This window comes from Pseudomonas sp. TSRC2-2 (assembly GCF_049897785.1).
Classification (GTDB): Bacteria; Pseudomonadota; Gammaproteobacteria; order Pseudomonadales; family Pseudomonadaceae; genus Aquipseudomonas.
The window spans coordinates 21070-42919 of the sequence record NZ_JAFCWZ010000003.1 but is presented as its reverse complement, the minus strand read 5'-3'; the positions used below and the strand labels follow the sequence as shown (position 1 = coordinate 42919).

The window sequence follows — 21850 nt, the reverse complement described above, 5'->3', positions numbered from 1 at the left end:
TCATTCAGGTTTTGCGTTTGGTGAATCGGGTGATGCATTGCTTGGGTATGTTCATTTCCCAGTAGGTGCTGAGCAACGCTTTACGCTTTTTGTCGACGCGCAGGTTAACGAAGCCATCGCCGCAGTCCGGCTGCAACTCTTCGAAGGTGCCGGTTTTGGCTTGATAAATGAACACTCGGTAGTAGTCATAAGTGCCCATGCCGTCATCGAGCTGCCAGATCGCGAAATCCTTGTCGCCGTCGAAATTGAAATCGTCGAACTGCATGTGGAGTTCGTTCTCGGCTTCAAAAGCGATTGTCCGCGACTCGCTGTGCGTTTCGCTTTTAACCGCGATGTTCAGCTTGGCGCCTTCGAGAATCAGCGTCGCGTCGACGCCTTTGGTTGACTGAACGTGGTGGTTTCGGCTAACGCCGGGATCGTCCACATCAGGCCGAGCAGTGATACCGCTAGAGTTTTGAATTGCATGTACTGACCTACTCCCATTTGCATCCGGACTCGAGAGAGGAGTCGATGCTGGTATTGATTCCGAAGCTGTACACCTTGCCGCTGGACTGCTTTGTGTAAGACATCGAGACGATCTGCGAGCCTTGAGTCATCAACTCATAAGTGCCCGTGACCTTCAAACGCTTTACTTCACTGTTTGTTCTTGTCCGGAGCCATTGCCAATTGACGCGCTCGCTCTATCGTCGCGCGGATCAAGCAGGAGTTCGACCATTCCCCAAACACCGATTTATACAATTTCGCCTCAGGCAGACACTCCGCATCGCGAAACTTCATCCAGGCTCTTTGGGTTTCTCTCAGCTCTTTCTGTGCTTTTTCGTCCAACCGCTCCATGCGCTCCCGGTAAACCAGGTTGAGCAGTGCATCCGTATCCGTCACGACCAGATCAAGCGTCCCACTCGGCAAAGTTGGCCACACAACGTCCGCCAATGCCTGCTTGGTTTCGTTGTTCCAATTGTAGAAACCGTTCTCTTCAATTTTCAGCCGGGCAGACCGCCCATAGTGATTGGTCGGATCGCTCTCGCTGACTTCCGATTGGTAAACAATTTCCAGATAGATCGGGTCACTTGAGCGCTGAGGATCATTCAGCAGCGTTTGTCGAACAATGGCGCGTTGCTTTTTGCTCTCGGTTATTTCAATCGAAAAGCAAGGATCCGGGCCGGGACGGTCGGACGATTTCACCCTCGCCAGACAATCTTTACGAAGGGCCATGGACGGCGCATCCGGCCCCCATCCTACGTCTACAACCCTCACGAGCAGTCGTATTTCCGGATCTTTGGAAAAATCCGCCTGAAGCACCGTTGCGATCATCGTGCCTTCCGCATGGGCGAGGGACGATAGCAAGGACAGTAAAAAAACGACGCCGAATCTGAAAATCTTCATTCCTTGGTTTCCTTGAAAAACTATAAAAGTCTGCAATTCACACGATCTGAATTTGACCCACTCAACCTCAGAATCAAATACAGGTGTCCTGCTGTAAGACCCTTCCACTTTCTGACGCAAACGTTTAAACAGAACTTACGATCCTCCGATCTTCTGCTAAACGGATGTCATGTTTGTCGGACATTTCCCGCAAGACACCGAGCCATCCATGAACTATCCGACCTCTCCGTTCGCCGTTAACCTTGATTTGTCACCGCAAAAAACGGTGACACGGACGTGCAAGTCCGGGTAAAAGACGACGCGCAACGTGATTGGTCGCTGATCAGGCATATCCCTGCTCGCGGTATCGACTCTATGGCGGCTGTGCGTGGGAGAACCTTCTTTCGAGAGCGATCTGCCGGGTCCGTCTGCCCGGTCTTGCACACCTGCGCACAGTTGCCACCTTATTTGCGTGCAAGCGAACGGTGGTGGCTCCTTACCTACAGACGGAGATACGCCCATGTTCAAAGTAACGCCCAACCCGCCAGAAAGTGCTGGTGCCCCTGCCGAAGAATCCCTCGACACTGCGACGCTCGGCAAAGGAGCCGCCGACCGCGCCTTCGCCCACTACTTCACGCCCCCCCACGACAAACAGTCCAAGCGCCGCAAAGGCAGACTCTTCACCGCCGCCAATGACATCGACTCGGAAGCCCTCCTGGCCAACGCCTCCGAAGACATGCTGTCCATCAGCGCCATCGCTGCCAAATTAGCCGACGATGTCGAAGGCTCAAACCGCTCCGTAGCGTTAGCCCTTAGCCGAATTGCCGATGGCGCGCAGCTTACGGTGGAGCGTGCGCTGGATCATCTGGAGGAGTTAATTGCGGCGAGGCAGGAAGTGAAGACGTAAAGATAAGAAGGGGACGGATTCAAATAAATCCGTCTCCCGTTAAGCTATTTTTCGGTCAGTTATTAAGCTTGGCAACGCACTTCTCATAAAGCTCTGAATACTTTTTGTCGTACACCAATTCAACCGGCTCATCAAGATCAGCCGAGGCATTAAACAAGGTTTTGTCTTGCGGATAATACTTGATCCAGCCGACGATACCTTCTCCCGACGTATCATAGTGCAACTGCGCGAGCACTCTCTCTCCATTGTCATCATCAATCAGCAAGTTGATGTTTTCTTTCTTTGTATAACGAAATGGAAAGTTACTGCTTCTAACCAGCTCTGTCAGATACCCATAGCAACCCGCACTGTCTGAGCGCGCATCAACAGTTTCATCGTTACCTGCAAACACCAAACTGGCAAAAGCCGAAAAAACAAAACCAAAAAACAGGTTCAAGCTGATACGTTTATATTTCATGACTTTCATTTATTCACCTTTCTCCAACGCTTCTACAAAACGAGCGCGAATCGCCTCAATGTGTTTTTTGTATACTGCTTGCACATTCGTATCGGTAGAGTGCCAGCGTGCCCACTGACCATTGTGCCGCTTGATATAGGCCGCCTTATACTCCATACCCGCTATCACCGAAGGCAATACGACAAAAACTTTCTTCTTGTCGGTGATTTGTGCGTTTCCGCCTTGACCGCTCATCCCTTTGTTTTCAAACGCCGACCACGTACCGGTGGGGGTGTATTCAGGATTGGCCTCAAAAATAGAACTGTCCCAACCATAGTATGGAGGTTGACCAAAAGCTTCCATACCACCGGTTCCGCAATGCGCGTATTGACCGGATTCAAAGTGGCCGGTCTCATCGCGATACATACGCTCAATAATGACCGCCATCTCTTTACCGTATTTCTCGTAAATTACTTTGATTGCGGCCTTGCCATCTGCGACTGTAAATAATCCAGCATGAGCAACAGGACCTTTGGCCTTGAAATTACCGATGAACTCTATCGGATGAAAATGATAAATCTGACTTGGCAACGGGATTTGCATGGCACCTGCCATCTCATCCCAGAACACGAGCTTATCTATTCGCTCTTGCTCATGCTTGAGCAATTCAGGCGAGTCCTTCATCAATTTTTTCAGCCGTTCCCACTTGGGCTCAGTGGACTTTGCTTGCCATTCCGTTGGATGGTAAGCAATCAGTTTCGACCACTCGCTGCGTATCTCAGGATCTCGCAAAGCACTTTGCAGTTCTGCAGACGTGACTTCGTTATCCTGTGTACCTTTTGCATCAATCCTGGCATACAACTCCTTAAAGAAAGCGGGCATGTCATCTGGATCCAGAAACCCGTCGGCTATGGCATTGCTCTCTTTGATGACTTTGAAGCCAAGCTTCTCCCAATCATGCTGACAGATTATTTCCTGTTTTTCTTTTTCGATAAACCCGGTTTGCGGCTTGCCGTCACTCTGAAATGTGGCCCGAACCCATTCCTTGCCTGCACTGTCTTTAATAATGGTTGGACGATCAACGGGCACTAATGTATCTGCTGGTAACCCGGGCTCCTGAGGAGTGAATACCGGTGCCTGATCGGTACCACCTTTGGCAGCTAATACCTGACCCTTTTTCAACTTCAGATATTTTTTGCCTTCAACCAATGCTGCAGGATTTTTCAAATACTCTTCAAGTTTCTCATCCGAGCTGAAAATCTCGATGTGAACCTGATGTTTCTTGCTGATATTTCCTTTATCGTCCGCAGGTGTTTCGTAGAGACCTAGATAACCGATCGGCTCACCCGCCTTGATTGCTGAATTACACACCACAACACTGTCAAAAACAGTAGGAATTGTGCTTTTTCTCTTGATAACAGCACCTGACCCGACATCGTCCACACTGCACCAGAACGTCGCAGGTAAAACACCCTTGCCTTTTAGGCCTGTGCCTGCCGACGGAACGAAAGTGCATTCTGCCATGGGGTACTTTTTACCATCCACTAACAGCCATTTGATCTTGTCACTGTCAAAGCGGATTGTATTTCCGGTACACAGCACTTGATCGGGAGCTACTTGTTCTCCTGCTTTATCGCCGGATGGAGCTCCTCGAACCTTCAGACCACGCGGAGCGGTAATCGTAGCCTCCACCATGCCTTTCCAGTAGCCGGGAACCTTGCGCTCGGGTGGGAGCACTGTTTTCAAGCGTTCCTTGTTTTTGCTGTTCTTAATGGGCTGACCGTTTTCTTCGGTAGCGAACCAGACGACATCATCTTTCTTGAGTTCACCAATTTTTCCCTTGAGGATTTTGCCCTGAGCAAAATTGTATTTACCGTCAGCCGTCGGCTGCTCTTTTAGTATTTCAAACTCGACACCCGACGGTATGTTTTCCACAACCGTACTTTGTGGATCGTCTTTATGATGTGTTCGAGCAGGCCAGCCACCGTTAACAACGGCAACTACTCTAGGGGCTTTCTCTTCTTCTGCCGTGTAAAGTTCATAGGGCAACACGTGCATGTAAAGGCTAAAGAAAACCAGCTTATTGGTTTTTACTCCCTCGGACTTTTCATTCGCGGGTGATTCATACTCGTGTCGAACAAGACAAAATGAAGTGGAGTACTGCAAGCCTTTGGCCGGTTCGAAATCCGACGTCAGATAGTTCTTGTTCAAGCGATAGGCGACGACTACCCCATCGGCCATACAGCGCACAGGCTCGTCCCTGATGCACTGTGGTGCACTGGCGTTAGTGATGTGGATTCCACCGTGCCAGAAATGGTTGCTTCCGAGCAAATAGTGCCCGGCTGTCTCGCCTTCCAAGGCTTTGTACAGTTCCTCTGCATCCTCAAACTGGCTGCCGCCATGCTTCCTGATCGGGTATTGGAAACTCATTTTTTGCGTCGACGCAGCGGCAGCAGGCGTTGTGGCAGGTGTTGCCGCAGGAGCGGCCGCCGTTGCGTTATCCGGATGCGTCAGATTCGAGATATCGAACCCACGAGGGTTCACCGTCGCATGACCTTGCGCCAGGTTGGGGTGACCTTTGGTGCCGTTCCTCAAAACCTCAAAATGCAAATGGGCACCGGTTCCGATACCCGTGTTACCACACGGGCCGACCGTTCCACCCTTTGCTACTGCTGCCCCCATCGCCAAGGGCGATGCTGAGCGCATATGTGCATAAAGCGTATGCACGATTTCAGCGCCATTCGCGTGCTCTAGAACGACCACATTGCCGTAGCCATTCATGACGCCTTTATAAACAACCTTTCCCGCGCCGGCTGCTGGAATGGGTGTTCCAGCGGGTGCCGCCCAGTCTTCACCCCGGTGTGGTCTGACCAACCCGCTCACCGGATGCACCCGAGTAGGGTTCCATGCACTCGTATAATGAAATGGCGCGCCTGGATTAAAATATTCCATATTGATTACTCACTGTACTCGTCACAGTAGAAGATCGAACTTCCTTGTTGCTTTGGATCGGCGATCAAAATCGGAGCATTGCCTTCACTCTGATTTATTTTTAAGTCTTTGAAGCGCTCACGTAAGGCGGCTTCAACTACCACTGGACTTTCTTTCAAGTAGATGGCGTGAACACTGAAAGGGCCTTTATACGGAATGGCAATCTGGCTGACCGTCAAACCATAGAATTTATCGTTCACGCAATAAAACGCAGCTTCATCAACCCGACAAGGTTCAAGCTTTTTATCAATAAAATATTGGCCACTTGGCTTGTTGGTAACCGGGTCGAGAAAAATGTTATGGATGTTGCACGTTTCAATACCGGTGAACTGCTCCTCCAGCGTCATTTGGGAGCAAGCGCTTAATACCAAGAGTGCAATAAGCAGCGGCGCCCGTTTGAATCGCTGCATTGCCTGAGATGTTCTGATGTTGAGCATTCGCTTCATCCTTACTCTGAAAACACAAAAAATGCTTTCGGCTTAACCTTCTCAGGCACCGCATTCCCCAACGCCTGATCCATCAAACTCCCCGCCTTATCCTTATCCGCCGCCCCCGGCAGCACCGGCGGCTTAATCCCGATGCCAGTGCCGGAACCAGCCGAGCCACCCGCATTAATCTTGATCACCGGCCCAACCACCGTAACCCCACCGCCATCGAGCTTGATAAAGCTCCCACCCCCAAGAATGGTCAGCTCCGTCCCCGCCTCGATAACAATCTTGTCCCCAGCCTTAAGGTGAATCTCTTTCCCCACACTGGTGAGCTGCGCTGTGCCCAGCTTCACATGCTGGCTCTGCCCAACCGTCAGGTGATCATCCAGCTTCGTTTCAACTTTGCGGTCGCTGATGGTGGTGCGGTGTTCTTCAGCCTTCAGCTCGGTGTAAGTGTTCTTCACCACCGTGTCGTGACGTTCATTACCGACCCGAATCTTCTGGTCATGCTCAACGTTTTCATCCCAATCGCGCTGGGCGTGGATGTAGATCTGCTCCGCACCTTTCTTGTCTTCGATGCGCAGTTCGTTATACCCGCCGCCACCTGGTGAGCTGAGGGTTTTGAACACACTTCGGGTCTTGTTCGCCGGCAACGCATACGGCACCGGGTTTTCCTTGTGGTACAGGCAGCCGGTCACCAGTGGTTGGTCGGGGTCGCCTTCGAGGAAGGTGACGAGGACTTCCATGCCGATGCGCGGGATGCTGATGGCGCCGTAGCGGTCGCCGGCCCAAGAGCTCGAGACGCGTAGCCAGCAGCTGGTTTTGTCGTCGGCCTGGCCTTCGCGGTCCCAGTGGAACTGGACTTTGACGCGGCCGTACTGGTCGCAGTGGATTTCTTCGCCTTTGGGGCCGGTGACCATGGCGGTCTGGCTGCCGAGTACGCGCGGTTTCGGGTGTTCGAGCGCCGGGCGGTAGAACACGTCCCACGGGGTGGCGAGGAAGGTGTTGCGGTAGCCCTGGTGGAAGTCGTCTTTGTTGTCGGTGGTGTCGCTGGTCACGCCTTCTTCGAGGACTTGCGGTTGTTTGCCTTCGTGGAAGACTTCGGTGAGCAGCCACAGGTCGTTCCACTCGCTGCGCGGGTGGTCGGACATTTCCATGAAGTGACCGCTGACCAGTCTGGTCTGGTCGCCGCGACCTTTGGCCTGGCGGTAGTCGGCGCGGTGGCGTTCGAGGGCGCGCTGGCTGAGGAACTTGCCGCGCGCGCGGTCGATGAAGCGGCCGGGGTAGTCGTAATCTTCGAGATCCGGCTCAGTGCTCTCACCGTCAGGTTTGTACGCGGCTTCCATTTGCAGGCGCGGTTTTTCGAAGTCGTAGTCGCGGCGCGTGGTGCGCGTGGTGCGGGTTTCCAGGCGCAGTTTGAAGGCTTTGATCACCGGCTCGTCGGCGACCATACCGCTGCCCTGCACATAAGCAGTTGGCTGCCCCAAGTTCTGGAACACGGTCTGGTCGTCGCCGAACACCAGCAGGTGCGCTTTTTCGCTGTGCTGGAAGTGGTAGTGAATGCCTTCCTCTTCGCACAGGCGCTGCACGAAATGCAGGTCGGTTTCGTCGTACTGCACGCAGTAGTCGCGATCCGGGCACGGCTGGCTGAGCTGGAAGCTGTAGGCGTTGCTCTTGATGCCGTGCTCTTCGAGGATCAGCGCGATAATTTTCGGCGCCGACATCTGCTGGTAGATGCGCTGGTTGGTGCGGTGATGCAGGTATTGCAGTTGCGGCACCATCGACACTTTGTAGCGAGTCAGGCGCTTGCCCGCATCGCCCTGGGCGACGCGGTAGATCTGCCCGTGAATGCCACTGCCCTGCGGATCGAAAGCCAGGAAGGCCTGTTTGTGCAGGAGCTTTTCCAGGTCCAGATCCGGGTTTTCGCTGACCAGTTCGAGGTCGAAGCGATACGCCTGGCTGATGCCTTCGGTGCCGGTGAACGACAGCACTTGCAGGTCGCCGACGTAGTCTTCGACCTTGAGGCTGAAGTGGGTTTCGTTAGCTGAGTTGAACATCGTGTGCTCCCTGTTCGAATGTCATCCGTTACGCCCGAAGTCGCAGACGTTGCAGCCAGGACGAAGTGGCGCCCAAGGCGTCACGCAATTGTTGGGCAGTGATGGTGCGTTCTGCCGGGTTGAAGCTCAGCGCGGTTCGCAGCGCGTGCCAGCCGTGCTGGGGTAGATTCGCTGGGGCGCGCAGCTCGCGCTCCAGATGCTCGTCGCGGGCCTGGGTCGAGGGCAAGCGGCGGAACGGGTGTTTGCCGCCCGCCAGTTCATAGATCACGCAGGCCACGCCGTACACGTCCGCGCTGGCCGACAACGGTTGGCCCTCAAGCAGTTCGGGGGCGGCGTAGCCCGGGGTCCAGGCGTTGAAGCGTTCGCGGCTCAGATGCGGCAGGCCGGGCAAGGTGCCCTCTTCTGCCTGACCGAGGCCGAAGTCGAACAGGCGCAGGCCATCTTCGCTGAGCATGACGTTGCTCGGTTTCAGGTCACCGTGCAGCACGCCGCGACGGTGGGCGTAGGCCAGCGTGTCGAGCAGCGGCAGGACAATGTCGCGCAGTTCTTGCCACGGCAGGCCGAGGGGCCGCTCGCAGAGCAATTTGTCCAGGGTCAGGCCACGCATGTATTCCATGGTGATGAAGGCCCGCTGGCAGTCGGTGTCGACTTCAAAGGTGTGTGCACGCACAACGTTGTCGTGGCGCAGGCGTCGGGTCAGGGCGAACTCGCTGTAGAGCAAGGCACTGGCGTCCGGCGATTCGGCAAATTCTTCGCTGAGGATTTTCAGCGCAATGTAAGGGTCGGGATCGCCGAACTGCTCATGCAGCAGATCCCGCGCCCGGTAAACGGCGCCCATGCCACCGGCCCCGAGCAGACGCTCGAGGTGGTAGCGACCGGCGAGTACATCCGGCAGCGCACCGATGCTGGCCTTGGTCGGCGTCAGCAACGGTTCGGCCTTGTTGCCCTTGGCGAAGGCGAAATAGGTCAGGTTGTTGGCCTGCTCTTCGCTGATCAGCAGCTCATCGATGGGCGATTCGAGTTCACTCATTGGCGGATCACCACGGCAGTCAGGTTGTCCCGCGCGGCGCCACGCAGGGCGCCGTCGAACAAACGTTCCAGCGCGACATGCGGCGCGCTGAGGCTGAGGGCGTTGCCGAGGGCATCGCTGCTCAGGCCCTGATACAAACCATCGCTGCAGAGCAAAAACACATCGCCCGGATAGACCTCGAGTTCAAGCACATCCAGGGTCAGTGTGTCAGCGGCACCGACGGCTCGGGTGAGTGCCTGAGCCGCCGGGTGTGCTGCCGCTTGTTCGACGCTCATCTGCTGCTCGTCGATCAGTTGCTGTTGCAGCGAATGGTCCTTGGACAGCTGATACAACCGCTGCCCACGCCACATATAGCAACGGCTGTCGCCGGCCCAGATGCAGGCCGCGCGATTGCCTTCCACCAGCAGCGCGACGACGGTGCTGCCCATGATGCTGTCGTGACGCCCGGCGGTGACCGTCAACTCCTGCCCCAAACGCCGGTTCAGCCAGTGCAGGCATTGGCGGATGGCTTTGAGGCGTTCGTCGAAGTCCTCGTGTTGCGGCAACTCAGCCAGGCTGGCGACGATCAACTGGCTGGCGATGTCGCCACCCTGATGACCGCCCATGCCGTCCGCGACCACCCACAGCCCATGCTGCGGCGAGTCGAGGAAGGCATCTTCGTTGCGCGCCCGCACCTTGCCCGGGTCGGTACGCGCCGCGCTGCGCCAGGGACTGGCCACCAGCATCAGAGCTGCACCGGCATACGGAAGGTGCGCAGCACGCCCATGTCGAACGGATTCGGCGTGCGCTGGCTGGTCAGCAGATAGTTGGCGCGCAGGCCGCCCACATCCGCTTTCAGCACCAGCACGTCACGACCGTTCAAGTACTCGGTCTGCATCAGATCGAACAGACGGAACAGCGACCATGGGCCGGAGTTCTTCTCGATGCCGATCGGGCGCCCGGCCATCTTGTCCATGACCAGACTGGTGCGACCGTCTTCAGCATCGGTCGGCCACTTGAAGGTCATTGGCAGGATCGGGCCGTGACGGTATTCCATGGTCTTGTCGCCGAACTTGAATTCGGAACGGCTGACCGCCGGATCAAGGGTGTATGGCTCGAGCTTGAACTGCACGGTCGGCTCGGCCGGGTTGATCGAGAAGAAGCTTTGGCGAATCGTCTGCGCCGCCGCCATCTGATCGAGGTAGACCTTCGATACCGGCAGGCTGTGACCATCGACGCTGCGCATGCGGTAGTTGCCCGGATCGCCGCTGACGAATGGACGCATGTAGCTGTCGAAGAAGCGGTCGACGGTGCCTTGAGCACGGAAGAACTCGCGGAAGTCGCTGATCGCCACATCGCTGGTGCTGCTGGCGCTGAACGGATAACGCTTGCTGATGGTTTTGCCGTACACGCTGTACAGCTCGTTCTGATAACGGCCGTTCAGGTATTGATAGGCATCGTTGAGCACCAGGCGCCACGAGTCCTCGGCCAGTACGTTAAACCACACGCTCAGCGGACGCGGCAGACGACCGGAGGCATTGCGCAGGTTGGTCAGCGCATCACGCTGGCCGCTCATGCGCGTCTTGGCCATTTCGAACGCGGCTTGCTCCGGCGTGCTGGAACGGGCCAGACCGGCCAGTTGCAGTTGCAGGTCGTTGAGCGCGCTGAACGCTGGCGTCAGGTCAGCGCCCGGGCCGTTGTTGTCATCGAGCAGACGGTGCAGCGGTTCGAAGCGGCGTTGCAGGGATTTCTTCGCGGTGTCCGGCAGGTTCTTCGCCACGTTCAGCGCCGAAGCCTTGTCGGCGGCAGCCGCGGCGAGTTTGCCGACCTTGCCCAGTTTGCCCTTCTGCCCGGCCAGCGCATCGGCGGCTTCGCCGGCTTCATCGACCGGATCAGCAGCGGCTTCGAAGCGAGTGTTTTCGCGCACTTCGGTGAGCAATGCGAGGACCGGCGAGTTGGCCGAAGTCAGGCCCGCCAGTTGCTCGGCGCCTTCGCCGGCGTCGCTGATCGGTGGCAATGCGACCTGGCCAACGGCTTCGCTCCAGTAGTTGGCGTAGTCGCGAAAGTACAGCTGCTCAAGCTCGACCATCAGGCGACGCAAATCCATGTCACTGATGCCCGCGCCTTCGCCCAGCACCCAGTTGTCACGCAGGATATCGGTGACCAGCGCTGCACCCTGTACCGAGAAATACTGCTGATAACCCTGCTGGGTGTAGAAACCCGGGATCACGTATTCGGTGCCGATGAACAGCGAGCCTTGCGGGCCGAGATGTTGGCTGAAGCGATAGTCCGGCAGGTTGCGCGCCTGCTCGCGGAGCATGCGGTAAACCACGTTGGCCAGCGATTCGCTGCGCAGAACCTGACGCGCCTGCGTCACCAACTGATCGTTCAGCGGGTAGATGAACGGCTGCTTGAGCAAACGCTCCAGGTGTGTATTCAGACCGTTCTGCACCGCAGTGTTGCCGGTGTAGCGCTGCGACCAGTCAGTGGCGACCCAGTCCCTGAGCCACGCCGCGTCGCGACGATCCTTCATGTTCAGCATCAGGTACGCGCGCAGGCTGTTGAGCAGGCGATCGCGGTCCTTCATGTTGGCGCGGATCTGCCCCTCGAGCATGGTCGCCACCCGTGGCAGCAACTGCGCTACAAGCTCACGCTCGTAAGCGGTTTTGACCACCGGGTTGATCTCTTCGCCCTGATACAGGCCGCCACGTTCGTGGTACGACACGTCGCTTTTGCTCGGGAACACCTGAGTCGCGGCGTAGCTGGTGTCGAGGACTTTCAGCACGCCCATGGCGTCATCGCGCGGCGTCACCGCCGAGCGTTGCTGAGTCCAGTTCTGCGCCAGCGTGCGCAGGTTTTCCAGACGCTCGTAGTTGGCCGAGAAACCGCCGGCCCAGAGCATGCCGAACAGTGCCAGCGCCGCCAGTGCGCCAACGTACAGCGCACGTTGGCCCCAATGAATGCGGCTGCGCTCGCGCTTGTCCAGGCCAGCCAGATCGGCCTCGGGGAAAATCACCTGGCTGAGCAAGTGGTGGATGAACCGCGAACGGCCGCTGCGCAGGGTCGGCAGCACACCGGCGTTAAGGCCCAGGCTGGCGCCGATGCCGGCGGTGGTCGAATCCATTTCCTGGGTCAGGTGCGGCGCGCTGGTCAGGTAGAAACCGCGCAGTTGCGTGGCGCGCTGATAGCGGTTGCCGGTGAACGCCATGTCGACGAACAGGCACAGACGCTCGCCGATCTGTCCCAACTGATGCGGGAAGTCGAGGATGCGCCCCCGGCGCTGAGTATCGCGCTCGGAGTGCATGCGCATGATCACTTGGCTGTTCAAGCGGCGCAGCAGCTCTTCGAACTCGCTGCGCAGAACCGCGACATCGGTGCCGACCTGATCCTTGCGGAAACTGGTGCCGAGCACCTGATCGCTTTCTTCGCGGGTCAGTTGATCGAAGAACTCGTCGAAGCCGAGCAGCTTGTCAGCCTTGCTCAGAACCAGATACACCGGCACGTCGACGTGCAGTTTCTGATGCACGTCCTGCAGTCGGCTGCGCACCTGGCGCGCCAGTGTCTCGATGTCCTGCTCGCTGCCGCCGGTGAGGGTTTCCACCGGGATGGTCACCAGCACGCCGTTCAACGGGCGGCCGCGACGACGCTTGCGCAGCAGCTCCAGCAGCGTGGTCCAGGCGTTGCCGTCGACTTCCGCGTCCGGTTGAGTGGTGTAGCGCCCGGCGGTGTCGATCAGCACACCGTGGTCGGCGAAGTACCAGTCGCAGTGACGGGTGCCGAGGGTGTCGCGGGTCAGCTTGCGGTCGATCTTGTTGATCGGAAATTCCAGACCGGAAAAGTCCAGCAGGCTGGTCTTGCCCGAGGACTGCGGACCGATCAGCAGGTACCACGGCAAGTCACTGCGCCAGCGCTCGCTGCGACCGCGATACAGGCTCGACGTTTTCAGGGTTTTCAGCGCGTCCTTGAAGCGCGCCTTCAACTCCTTCTGTTCTTCGTCGATCAACTCTTCGCGACGAATGCGGTCCTGGCCGTCCTCGCTTTCTTCCTCGGCTTTCTTGCGAATACCCGCGCGCCAGCTGACGAAGACCATGGTCAGGCCCCAGATCAGGAACAGCACGCTGATGGTCAGCAGGCGCGAGGTCGCGCTTTCCCAGAACTTGTAATCATCGACCGCCAACAACGGGCCGACGAACCACACCAGCAGCGCCACGAACAGCACCAGCAGCAGAGTCCAGACCCAGGTCTGGCGCAGGAAGGCGCCGACTTTCTTGAAAAACTTTTTCATCACACGTCCCTGTTTTACGGCTGCGCCTGCGGTTGTACCGCGGCTGGATCAAGCGGCTGATAAGGTTGCAGAACGGTGTCGCGCTGCTCGCCCAAAACCCAGGCGAAGCCCGAATACATCACCACCAGGCAGACCAGCGTAAAGAGCACCACCATCCACGCCGGCACGATGCGCACCAGATTGCGGCGCTGATCGTTGAGGCCTTCCCAGTGCGGCGACAATTCGCGCGGCACGTCACCACGCAACTGACGGATCTGCCGGTACAAGGCATCGCGGATGCCTTCGAGTTCGAGCATGCCGCGCGCCTGTACGCGATACTTGCCCTCGAAACCGAGGGACAGGCACAGGTACATCAGTTCGAGCATCGGCAGGTGCTTGACCGGGTTTTTCGACAGCCGATCGAGCAGCTGGAAAAACTTCTCGCCGCCGAAGGTTTCGTTGTGGAAGCTGCTCAGCAGGCTCATCTGCGACCACTCGCTTTCGTTGCCCCACGGCGTGGTCACGACGGCTTCGTCGACCACGGTGCAGAGCACGTAACGCGCGGCCATCACCTGGCTGCTTTCGGCGCCGTTGTGCAGGGCGCGCACTTCGAACAACTTCAGCCCGGCGGTCAGGCGCTCATTGAGCGCGTACAAGTCTTCGCGGGTTTCACTGTGCTTGAGGCGCACCACTTCCGAGAGCAGGTCGGACGAGGCTGCGACCAGCGAGTTGAGGCTGATGTTGAACGCTTCGGCCGGGCGCAGGCGCGCGGCGTAGATCATGCGTTCTTCCAGTTGCTCGAAGCGCGGCGGCGCGGCGAAGTCGGTCAATGGACTCGACGCCGGCCCGTGGCCCTGGCGATCGAGCAGGACGGTTTTATCGTCCTGGCTGTAATCCGTTTCCTTGATCATGTCGGTCAGTTCCTGATGGCCCAGAATTTCAGTTCAAGCTCGGCGAATTCGCCGGACACGTGGAACGCGAAACCGCCGGAGCGCTCGAGTTGTGCCAGGTCTTCGGAACTGAGTTCGAGGATGAAATAGGTTTTGTTCGAGTGGAACGCGATCTGCCGTGGGGCCACCGGCAACGGTTTGACCTTGATCCCCGGCAAGTGCAGGTTGACCAGTTGGCGGATGCGCTCCACCGGGCCGACCTTGAGGTGCTGCGGCAAGCGCTGACGCAGTTCTTCGGAGTCGCAGTTGGCACTGGCTGCCAGCACGAACGAGGCCGAGCCGAGCAGTTTGTGGTCGTGCAACGGCGAAACGATGATGCCGTACTGACGCGCCTGCAGGATCAGCTCGATGGCGTGCTGTTCGAGCACCATCGACAGCACCTGACGGATCGCTTCCATCAGTTTGCGGAAGCTTGCGCCCTGATCGGCATGGGAATAGCGGCTGTCCAGACGCGGGCGTTTGCTCTCGCCGGAGAAGGTCGCCAGATCGCCGAGCATGGTCAGCAGCGTGCGATACAACTCTTCCGGATGCACCTGCTCAAGACCCAGATAATGGCGCAGCAGCAGTTCGGTGCGGTTGATCAGTTGCAGCATCATGAAGTCGCCGACTTCAGCGCCGCCGACCTTGCCGTTGGAGCGAATCCGCTCGGCGATGGTGTCGCCACGATGGCTGAGCATGCTGATGACTTCTTTCAGGCACGACAGCAGGTAGCTGGAGGCGTGGGCCTGAATGTAGGTCGGGACGAAATCCGGGTCGAGGCTGATCACGCCGTCGGGCGTGGTATCGAGCACGTCGCAGATTTTCAGCTTCACGTAGGCCTGGTCGCTCTGCTGCTCGCCGAGCAACAGCTTGAAGTCCGGACGACCGCAGCTGACCTGGCTGGCGGAATCGTCGCCGGCGTTGGAATCGGCAACTTCGGCGTCGTACGCGGTGTAGCGCGCGAGCACGTCGGATTGCTCCGGGCGGCGGGCCTCGATGTGGTTGCCGGTGACCAGTGGCAGCGCCAGATAGATCGGCGTGTTGCCGGTGTTCGGCGGCACGTCCAGCGCCAGCGGTTCGGTGTTGCCACCGAGCTCGAACAGGCTGCCGTCCGGCAGAATCCCCGAGGCTTCACTGATCACCAGTTTGCCCATGTTGAGAAATTGCAGGTCGATCTCCAGATTGAGAAAACCCCAGGTGTAGCCACCGAGCAACTGCGTGCGGGTTTTCATCTGGTGATCGTAGTAACGATCGTTGTGCTGGAAGTGCTGCGGGCGCAGCAGCATGCCTTCCTGCCAAATGACTTTATGGGTGTTCATGATCAGTCATCCGCCTTGGCGAGCACTTGATGGGTGTTCCGGATGCCGGTCTGGTCCAGCGTCAGGTCGACGTCGGTGACTTCCAGCGCAGTGATCTGAACCGTGTGGCGCCACTGGGTGTCCGGCAAGTCGCGGTAAGCGGCAAGAACGCCAACATAAAGGCTGCCCTCTTCCACCTTGAGCTTCATCTCCACGGTTTCACCCGGGCGCAGTTCGAGTTCTTCGCTGGCCACCAGATCCGGGTTGAGGGATTCCTTGGCGCGCTCGTAGAGGCTGAAGAAATCAGCGTTCTCGAAAGTCACCGGATGCTTGAGTTCGAACAGGCGCACGACGATTGGCGACGGCCGACCGTTGAGGTCCGGATTGAGCTGATCGCTGCCGGTCAGTTTCAGGTTGATCTTGGTCACTTTCGAGTACGGCGACAGCGACGAGCAACCGGCAAGCAGCACCAGCACGGTGAGCGCAGTCAGCGTCTTGAAAAAAGCGGTCGAGCGGCGAGACATGCGCATCATCCTTGGTGGTCGGTGTGGAGGGTTGAGATCAGGCGGATCTGTTCTTCGTAGGCCTGAGCGAAGTCGCGGGCCAGCAGGCGCTCGCTCCAGTCATCGTCCTGACGCAGGGCCTGGTGATAGCGGCCGAACGCTCTCCAGCGCCCGCCCGATGTCGCGATCAAAGGCTTGTTGTCGCGCTCGAAACGCAAGGTCAGTTGCTCTGGCGAGAAATGCTCCAGCGTGCCCCGCACGGCGGCGCGACTGGCGGTCAGCAGTGCCACTTGATGCGCCTGCAAATCACGGAACGCGCGGGATATCGCCTGCTCGGCCGGCAGGTGCCCGGGCTTGCTCGGCTGCAACAGAATCTGCAGTGCTTCGCTCGGATCGACGGCGAATTTCAGCGGGTTCTTGTTGGTGCCTTGCACGGTGGTCTGGGCCAGACGCAATTCGTTTTTCAGCTCCGAGCGAGTACGCAGGCTCTGCTGCAAACCGCCGACGCTCTGGCGCAGCAGGCGCGCAGCGTTCAGCGCCAGCGCTTCACGTTCGTCGTGGCTGAGGCCTTTCACGTCGATGCCCAGCGCCGCGCCGAAGTGCTCCCAGAAACCTTCGCTCTGACGCTCAACGGCTTTCGGTGCAGGCGCCGGCTCAGGTTCGGCCGGGGCGGCGATCAGCTCCGGGACCATCAGGCTTTCCATGTCGATGCGCGCGTAGTCGGCACGCTGACGGGAGTCTTCCGGCTTCGCCGTGGGTGCCAGCAGCTCGTCGATTTCCGAGTAGACGCGCTCCTGCTGTTCCAGCGCATTGAGCGGGTCGAGGTCGAGGAACGCGTCGTCCGGAATGATGCTGCCGGCGGCACGCGGGCGGCCGACTTCGCCGTCGAACGTGGCCGGATCGCGGACCAGCCGCGCACGAATCTCGAAGTCGCCGAGAATGTAGGTGCTGCCGTGCTCGATGCGCACCGGTTCGCCCTTGTGCAGGCGTGCGCCGCTGCTGCCGTCCTGGACACCATTGCTGCTGGTATCGGTGAGGAAAAACGAGCCCTCGCGATAGCTGACAATCGCGTGGTGATTGGACAGGTGACGCTTGCGGTCAGGGATGATCCAGTCGCAGTCCTCGCCGCGCCCGATCACGCCACCGGCCTGCTTGAAGGTTCGCTGGCACAACTCGGTGGGCACGAACTGCTTGGTGTTCAGCATTTCGAAAACCAATTCCATGTTTGATGCTCCTTGCGGTCACTTGCCGCGATTGACCGCTTGCGGATCACCCAACGGGCGATAGTCGTTGTCGTTGAATTTGTAATTGCCGCTACAGCCGCCAAGGCCGCATAGAACGACGAGGGTCAGCAGGACAGCGTGCCAGTGACGAACAGACATCAGAGGGTCTCCAGGTGTAGACAAAGCACAAAGCGCCGGCCCTTGCGGGCGGCGCTGAAATGGGTATTTGCGGACATCTCGCGGGCTCTTTGCCTAGCCATCGAAATCGCCCAGATTGATGTTCAAGCGTCCCAGCCGGTACAGCAGCGTGCGCCGTGGCAGGCCTAGTTCGCGGGCGGCGAGGGTCTGGTTGCCGTCGTTCTTGCGCAGGCAATCGAGCAGCAAGGTGCGCTCGACCTGCTCCAGCCGTTCACGCAGATTCAAGCCGCTGTTGTCTTCGGGCATCGGCTCCAGACGCAGGGAAAAATGTTCGGCGAGCAACTCGCCACCCTCGCACAGCAATACCGCGCGCTCGACCAGTGCCTTGAGTTCGCGAACGTTGCCGGGGAAGGTGTAACCGCACAGATGTTCCAGTGCCGAGTCCGACCAGCGCACCGGATCACGCTGCAGAAACGTGCAGGTCTTCTCGGCGAAGTGCCGGGCCAGATCGAGGATGTCGCCTTCGCGTTGACGCAGGGCCGGCAGCTCGATCGGGAACTGCGCGAGGCGGTAATACAGGTCCTCGCGGAATTTGCCTTCGCTGACCAGCGCCGCCAGATCACGGTGCGTCGCGGCGATGATGCGCACGTCGATCTTGTGCGTGTCGTTGGAGCCCAGCGGACGAATTTCGCCTTCCTGCAGCACGCGCAGAATCTTCGCTTGCAACGACAGCGGCATGTCACCGATTTCATCGAGCAGCAGCGTGCCGCCATTGGCCGCGTCGAACAGCCCGGCGCGATCGCGATCGGCGCCGGTGAAAGCGCCTTTGCGATAGCCGAACAGTTCGCTTTCCAGCAGGTTTTCCGGGAACGCCGCGCAGTTCTGCACGATGAACGCCTGGGAGCGACGCGGACCACAATCGTGAATTGCCCGCGCCACCACTTCCTTGCCGGTGCCGGTCTCGCCACGCAACAGCACGGTATACGGGCTGTGGAGGATCTTGCTGATCAGCGAGTAGGTCTGGCGCATCGCCGCGCTTTTGCCGATCAGGCCGTAGCCGCTGATGCTCGGCACGCTGCGTGTGGCCGTGGCCGATTCGGCCGGCGGCTGACGCAGGCGTTGCAGCAGATGCAGTTGGCCGAGCACGAACGAACCGAGCTGGCCGAGGGAATCGGCGAAACCCTGCAGGTCGGTACGCCGACGGCTGGCACACAGCAGCAAGCCCTCGACCGACTTGTGCTGGTTGACCAGCGGCACACACAACAGTGATTGCCATGACATACCCGCCGCCGGCAGAAAACTGGTTTCGTGCAGGCTGCCGGCCAGGTCGTCGAGGCACACCACGCGGTTCTGGCACAGGGCGAATTGCAGCAGTTGTTCACCGTTGTAATCCGCCGGCAGGCTCGCCGCCTGACGCGGTTGCAGCGCGCCGTCGAGATACTCGGCGTTCATGCCCAGGCAGGTGTGGGTGGCGTCGAGCAGATACAGCTGCGTCAGCTCGCAGCCACTCAGCTCGGCCAGACCACGGACGAATTCACCCAGCAGCGCGGCGCTGTTCGCCGCCCGCGACAGACTGGCGAACTGCGCCAGCAACGCTTCGGCGTAGACCAGTGGCTGCGGCACTTGAGTGAACATCACGCCCACCTCAGACGAACTCGCAGGTCACGCTGGAGTTGCCGTCGAGCGTGGCATGCACACGCTTGAGGCTTTCGCCGGTTGCCATGGCATCGAGCAGACGATCAGCCACCAGCGGCAACACGTGTTGATCGAGCAAATGGTCGATCAGACGCGCACCGCTTTCGCTTTGCGTGCAGCGCTCGGACAGGTGATCGACGAGGTTCTGGCACCAAGTGAAATCCAGCTGACGACGATTCAGGCGCTCGCCCAGACGGCCGAGCTTGATTTCGATCAGTTCGCGCAGTACCGGGCCGCCGACCGGGTAGTACGGCACGACTTTCATCCGCGCCAGCAGCGCCGGTTTGAAGTGTTTGCTGAGCACCGGGCGAATGGTTTCTTCGAGCACTTCGGCGGTCGGCCGTGCGCCGTCTTCGCAGAGCTCGCTGATCTTGTCGCTGCCCAGGTTGGAGGTCATCAGGATCAACGTGTTGCGGAAGTCGATCTCGCGACCTTCGCCGTCGTTGGCCACGCCTTTGTCGAAGATTTGGTAGAACAGGTTGAGCACGTCCGGATCAGCCTTCTCGACTTCGTCGAGCAACACCACCGAATACGGCTTCTGCCGCACCGCTTCGGTGAGCATGCCGCCCTCGCCGTAACCGACGTAGCCCGGAGGCGCGCCGATCAGGCGGGAGACGGTGTGCTTCTCCTGGAATTCGGACATGTTGATGGTGGTGATGAAACGGTCGCCGCCATACAGCAGGTCAGCCAGGGCCAGCGCGGTTTCGGTCTTGCCGACGCCGCTCGGGCCGACCAGCAGGAACACGCCGACCGGTGCGTCAGGCTTGTTCAGGCCGGCCGCAGTGGCGCGCATCGAGCGATCCAGCGCGTGCACCGCTTGTTCCTGACCACGAATGCGCGTGCGCAAATCGGTGGCGAAACTGGCGACCTTGGCGTTGTGTTCGCGGGCCAGTTGCGCCAACGGCACGCCGGTCCAGGCGCTGATCACTTCGGCAACCAGACGCGGGCACACTTCGAAGCTGACCAGACGCTCTTTGACTTGCGCAGCAGTCAACGCCGTGTGGGTTTCGTGAAGCTGAGCTTCCAGCGCTTCGACGCTTTGGCCTTCTTCAACCTCAGCGACCACGGTTTCAATCACGGTGCCTTCGGCGTCTTCTTCAACGTTGACGGTTGGCTCGACCGCTGCGGCTTCGCGGGCCTTGGCCAATTGCTGACGCAGTTCCAGCAGGCGCTCGGCCAGTTCTTTTTGCTCAGTCCACAGGGTCTCGAGCGCAACCATCTCGCTTTCGGCTTCGTCCAGACGCGCTTCCAGTGCTTCCAGCGCTTCGTGGTCGATCAGCAGACCGGCCTCGGCATCGCGGCGCAGGGCCTGACGCTGACGGCCGCCTTCAGCCAGTTCGCCACGCAGGCGCTCAAGGCTTTCCGGGGCGGCGGCGAGGCTGATGCGCACGCGGGCGCAAGCGGTGTCGAGCACATCGACAGCTTTGTCCGGCAATTGCCGACCGGCCAGGTAACGCGCGGACAATTCAGCGGCGGACACCACCGCGTCATCGCGCAGGTAGATGCCGTGGCTCTTCTCGTAGACCTGGGCCAGACCACGGAGGATGGTCACTGCTTCGCTGACGGTCGGTTCGTGCAATTGCACGGGTTGGAAACGACGGGCCAGTGCCGGGTCCTTCTCGAAGTATTTCTTGTACTCGGCCCAGGTGGTCGCGGCGATGGTGCGCAATTCGCCACGGGCCAGCGCCGGTTTCAGCAGGTTGGCTGCGTCGGAGCCACCGGCATTGCCGCCCGCGCCGATCAGCGTGTGGGCTTCGTCGATGAACAGAATGATCGGTTTCGGCGAGGCTTTGACTTCGTCGATCACGCCTTTCAGGCGACGTTCGAATTCGCCTTTGACGCTGGCGCCGGCCTGCAACAGGCCCATGTCCAGCGAGAGCAATTCAACGCCTTTGAGCACCTGCGGTACTTCACCGGCAGCGATGCGCGAGGCCAGACCTTCGACGATGGCGGTTTTACCGACACCGGCTTCACCGACGACGATCGGGTTGTTCTTGCGGCGACGGGCAAGGATGTCGACCATCTGCCGGATCGCGCCGTCACGGCACAGCACCGGGTCGAGTTTGCCGTCGCGGGCCTGCTGGGTCAGGTTGTGGGTGAAGCGCTGCAACAGCGATTCGCCTTGCGCGGCCGGTTTGCCATTGGCCGCCGGCTGCTCCTGTTGCGACAGGGCAAATTCTTTCAAGCGATCAATGTTCAGTTTGGCGAGCAGCGGCTGATAACGGCTGCCGGCGTAGCGCATCGGGTTGCGCAGCAGCGCGAGAATCAGCGCGGCGTCTTCAACCTGGGTCTGGCCCAGTTCAAGGTTGGCCACCAGCAGTGCGTCTTGCAGCCATTGCACCAGTTCCGGAGCGAATACCGGGTTGCGCGAAGCGCTGTGCTCGACCCGCGATTGCAGCGCGGCGCTCAGCTCTCCAGCGTCAACGTCAGCATCTTGCAACGCGCGCAACAGCAAGCCGTTCGGGCGCTCGAGCAGGCCCAGCAGCAAGTCTTCGACCAGAATCTTGCTGCCGCCACGGGCCACGCAACGCTCGGCCGAACGTTCCAGATCACGACGGGTTTCGGCGTCCAGCGCCTGGATGAGTTGTTGCAGGTCTACGTTGATCATGG

The 21850-nt window shown here is 59.1% G+C and carries 17 protein-coding genes; 1 reads left to right on the top strand and 16 read right to left on the bottom strand.

The features are described 5' to 3' along the window. Positions 1 to 4: 4 nt before the first annotated feature. A complete protein-coding gene (locus tag ACP7D9_RS06140) occupies positions 5 to 265 on the bottom strand; it encodes an XAC2610-related protein (protein WP_426156233.1) in 261 nt (86 codons plus the stop codon). 368 nt (positions 266 to 633) lie between these two features. Beyond that, a complete protein-coding gene (locus tag ACP7D9_RS06135; RefSeq protein WP_426156231.1) occupies positions 634 to 1383 on the bottom strand; it encodes a lysozyme inhibitor LprI family protein in 750 nt (249 codons plus the stop codon). 499 nt (positions 1384 to 1882) lie between these two features. Here ACP7D9_RS06135 and ACP7D9_RS06130 point away from each other — a divergent pair, with 499 nt between their 5' ends. Continuing rightward, positions 1883 to 2269, top strand: a complete 387-nt coding sequence (locus tag ACP7D9_RS06130) for a DUF6124 family protein (protein WP_426156229.1) — start codon at positions 1883 to 1885, stop codon at positions 2267 to 2269. A gap of 55 nt (positions 2270 to 2324) precedes the next feature. On the opposite strand, the gene ACP7D9_RS06125 is transcribed toward ACP7D9_RS06130, so the two are convergent. The 14 genes from ACP7D9_RS06125 to tssH all read right to left on the bottom strand — a co-directional run bounded on the left by ACP7D9_RS06125 (position 2325) and on the right by tssH (position 21848). After that, complete coding sequence (locus ACP7D9_RS06125) at positions 2325 to 2735, bottom strand: hypothetical protein (protein WP_426156227.1); 411 nt, start codon at positions 2733 to 2735, stop codon at positions 2325 to 2327. Next, positions 2736 to 5657: a M23 family metallopeptidase gene (locus ACP7D9_RS06120; RefSeq protein WP_426156225.1), complete on the bottom strand. Its 2922-nt coding sequence runs from the start codon at positions 5655 to 5657 to the stop codon at positions 2736 to 2738. Between the two features lie 5 nt (positions 5658 to 5662). Continuing rightward, positions 5663 to 6133 (bottom strand): hypothetical protein, encoded by a 471-nt coding sequence (locus ACP7D9_RS06115; RefSeq protein WP_101161683.1) that lies wholly within the window; start codon positions 6131 to 6133, stop codon positions 5663 to 5665. Positions 6134 to 6144: 11 nt separating this feature from the next. Beyond that, entirely contained in the window at positions 6145 to 8181 is a 2037-nt protein-coding gene (locus tag ACP7D9_RS06110) for a type VI secretion system tip protein VgrG (protein WP_426156223.1), read from the bottom strand. 28 nt (positions 8182 to 8209) lie between these two features. After that, positions 8210 to 9211, bottom strand: a complete 1002-nt coding sequence (locus ACP7D9_RS06105) for a serine/threonine-protein kinase (protein WP_426156221.1) — start codon at positions 9209 to 9211, stop codon at positions 8210 to 8212. Continuing rightward, positions 9208 to 9936: a PP2C family protein-serine/threonine phosphatase gene (locus ACP7D9_RS06100; RefSeq protein ID WP_041476618.1), complete on the bottom strand. Its 729-nt coding sequence runs from the start codon at positions 9934 to 9936 to the stop codon at positions 9208 to 9210. Before ACP7D9_RS06100 ends, ACP7D9_RS06105 begins: the two co-directional genes overlap by 4 nt. Beyond that, positions 9936 to 13475 (bottom strand): type VI secretion system membrane subunit TssM, encoded by a 3540-nt coding sequence (gene tssM, locus ACP7D9_RS06095; RefSeq protein ID WP_426156218.1) that lies wholly within the window; start codon positions 13473 to 13475, stop codon positions 9936 to 9938. Before tssM ends, ACP7D9_RS06100 begins: the two co-directional genes overlap by 1 nt. Positions 13476 to 13489: 14 nt before the next feature. Further along, complete coding sequence (icmH, locus tag ACP7D9_RS06090) at positions 13490 to 14365, bottom strand: type IVB secretion system protein IcmH/DotU (RefSeq protein ID WP_101161691.1); 876 nt, start codon at positions 14363 to 14365, stop codon at positions 13490 to 13492. 5 nt (positions 14366 to 14370) lie between these two features. Next, complete coding sequence (tssK, locus tag ACP7D9_RS06085) at positions 14371 to 15702, bottom strand: type VI secretion system baseplate subunit TssK (protein ID WP_016772510.1); 1332 nt, start codon at positions 15700 to 15702, stop codon at positions 14371 to 14373. 2 nt (positions 15703 to 15704) lie between these two features. Then, positions 15705 to 16205, bottom strand: coding sequence for a type VI secretion system lipoprotein TssJ (tssJ, locus tag ACP7D9_RS06080; RefSeq protein ID WP_101161693.1), 501 nt, complete (start codon positions 16203 to 16205; stop codon positions 15705 to 15707). 5 nt (positions 16206 to 16210) lie between these two features. Continuing rightward, on the bottom strand, positions 16211 to 17407 hold the full coding sequence (gene tagH, locus ACP7D9_RS06075) for a type VI secretion system-associated FHA domain protein TagH (RefSeq protein WP_397479823.1): 1197 nt from the start codon (positions 17405 to 17407) through the stop codon (positions 16211 to 16213). An 18-nt stretch (positions 17408 to 17425) separates the two neighbouring features. Next, positions 17426 to 17566, bottom strand: coding sequence for a hypothetical protein (locus ACP7D9_RS06070; RefSeq protein ID WP_003229566.1), 141 nt, complete (start codon positions 17564 to 17566; stop codon positions 17426 to 17428). 93 nt (positions 17567 to 17659) lie between these two features. Next, the gene (locus ACP7D9_RS06065; protein WP_101161697.1) at positions 17660 to 19180 is read right to left on the bottom strand and encodes a sigma-54 interaction domain-containing protein; all 1521 of its coding nucleotides are present in this window, start codon (positions 19178 to 19180) and stop codon (positions 17660 to 17662) included. Between the two features lie 10 nt (positions 19181 to 19190). Continuing rightward, positions 19191 to 21848 carry a type VI secretion system ATPase TssH gene (tssH, locus tag ACP7D9_RS06060; RefSeq protein ID WP_426156214.1) on the bottom strand — a complete coding sequence of 886 codons (2658 nt, stop codon included), beginning with the start codon at positions 21846 to 21848 and terminating at the stop codon, positions 19191 to 19193. Between the last annotated feature and the right edge of the window lie 2 nt (positions 21849 to 21850).

Coding starts and splice junctions, on each gene's coding strand:
- ACP7D9_RS06110 (WP_426156223.1), bottom strand. CDS start 8,181: ATGTTCAACTCAGCTAACGAAACCCACTTCAGCCTCAAGGTCGAAGAC.
- ACP7D9_RS06070 (WP_003229566.1), bottom strand. CDS start 17,566: ATGTCTGTTCGTCACTGGCACGCTGTCCTGCTGACCCTCGTCGTTCTA.
- ACP7D9_RS06065 (WP_101161697.1), bottom strand. CDS start 19,180: ATGTTCACTCAAGTGCCGCAGCCACTGGTCTACGCCGAAGCGTTGCTG.
- tssJ (WP_101161693.1), bottom strand. CDS start 16,205: ATGTCTCGCCGCTCGACCGCTTTTTTCAAGACGCTGACTGCGCTCACC.
- tssH (WP_426156214.1), bottom strand. CDS start 21,848: ATGATCAACGTAGACCTGCAACAACTCATCCAGGCGCTGGACGCCGAA.
- ACP7D9_RS06115 (WP_101161683.1), bottom strand. CDS start 6,133: ATGCTCAACATCAGAACATCTCAGGCAATGCAGCGATTCAAACGGGCG.
- ACP7D9_RS06140 (WP_426156233.1), bottom strand. CDS start 265: ATGCAGTTCGACGATTTCAATTTCGACGGCGACAAGGATTTCGCGATC.
- tssM (WP_426156218.1), bottom strand. CDS start 13,475: ATGAAAAAGTTTTTCAAGAAAGTCGGCGCCTTCCTGCGCCAGACCTGG.
- ACP7D9_RS06135 (WP_426156231.1), bottom strand. CDS start 1,383: ATGAAGATTTTCAGATTCGGCGTCGTTTTTTTACTGTCCTTGCTATCG.
- tagH (WP_397479823.1), bottom strand. CDS start 17,407: ATGGAATTGGTTTTCGAAATGCTGAACACCAAGCAGTTCGTGCCCACC.
- ACP7D9_RS06125 (WP_426156227.1), bottom strand. CDS start 2,735: ATGAAAGTCATGAAATATAAACGTATCAGCTTGAACCTGTTTTTTGGT.
- ACP7D9_RS06105 (WP_426156221.1), bottom strand. CDS start 9,211: ATGAGTGAACTCGAATCGCCCATCGATGAGCTGCTGATCAGCGAAGAG.
- ACP7D9_RS06100 (WP_041476618.1), bottom strand. CDS start 9,936: ATGCTGGTGGCCAGTCCCTGGCGCAGCGCGGCGCGTACCGACCCGGGC.
- ACP7D9_RS06130 (WP_426156229.1), top strand. CDS start 1,883: ATGTTCAAAGTAACGCCCAACCCGCCAGAAAGTGCTGGTGCCCCTGCC.
- ACP7D9_RS06120 (WP_426156225.1), bottom strand. CDS start 5,657: ATGGAATATTTTAATCCAGGCGCGCCATTTCATTATACGAGTGCATGG.
- tssK (WP_016772510.1), bottom strand. CDS start 15,702: ATGAACACCCATAAAGTCATTTGGCAGGAAGGCATGCTGCTGCGCCCG.
- icmH (WP_101161691.1), bottom strand. CDS start 14,365: ATGATCAAGGAAACGGATTACAGCCAGGACGATAAAACCGTCCTGCTC.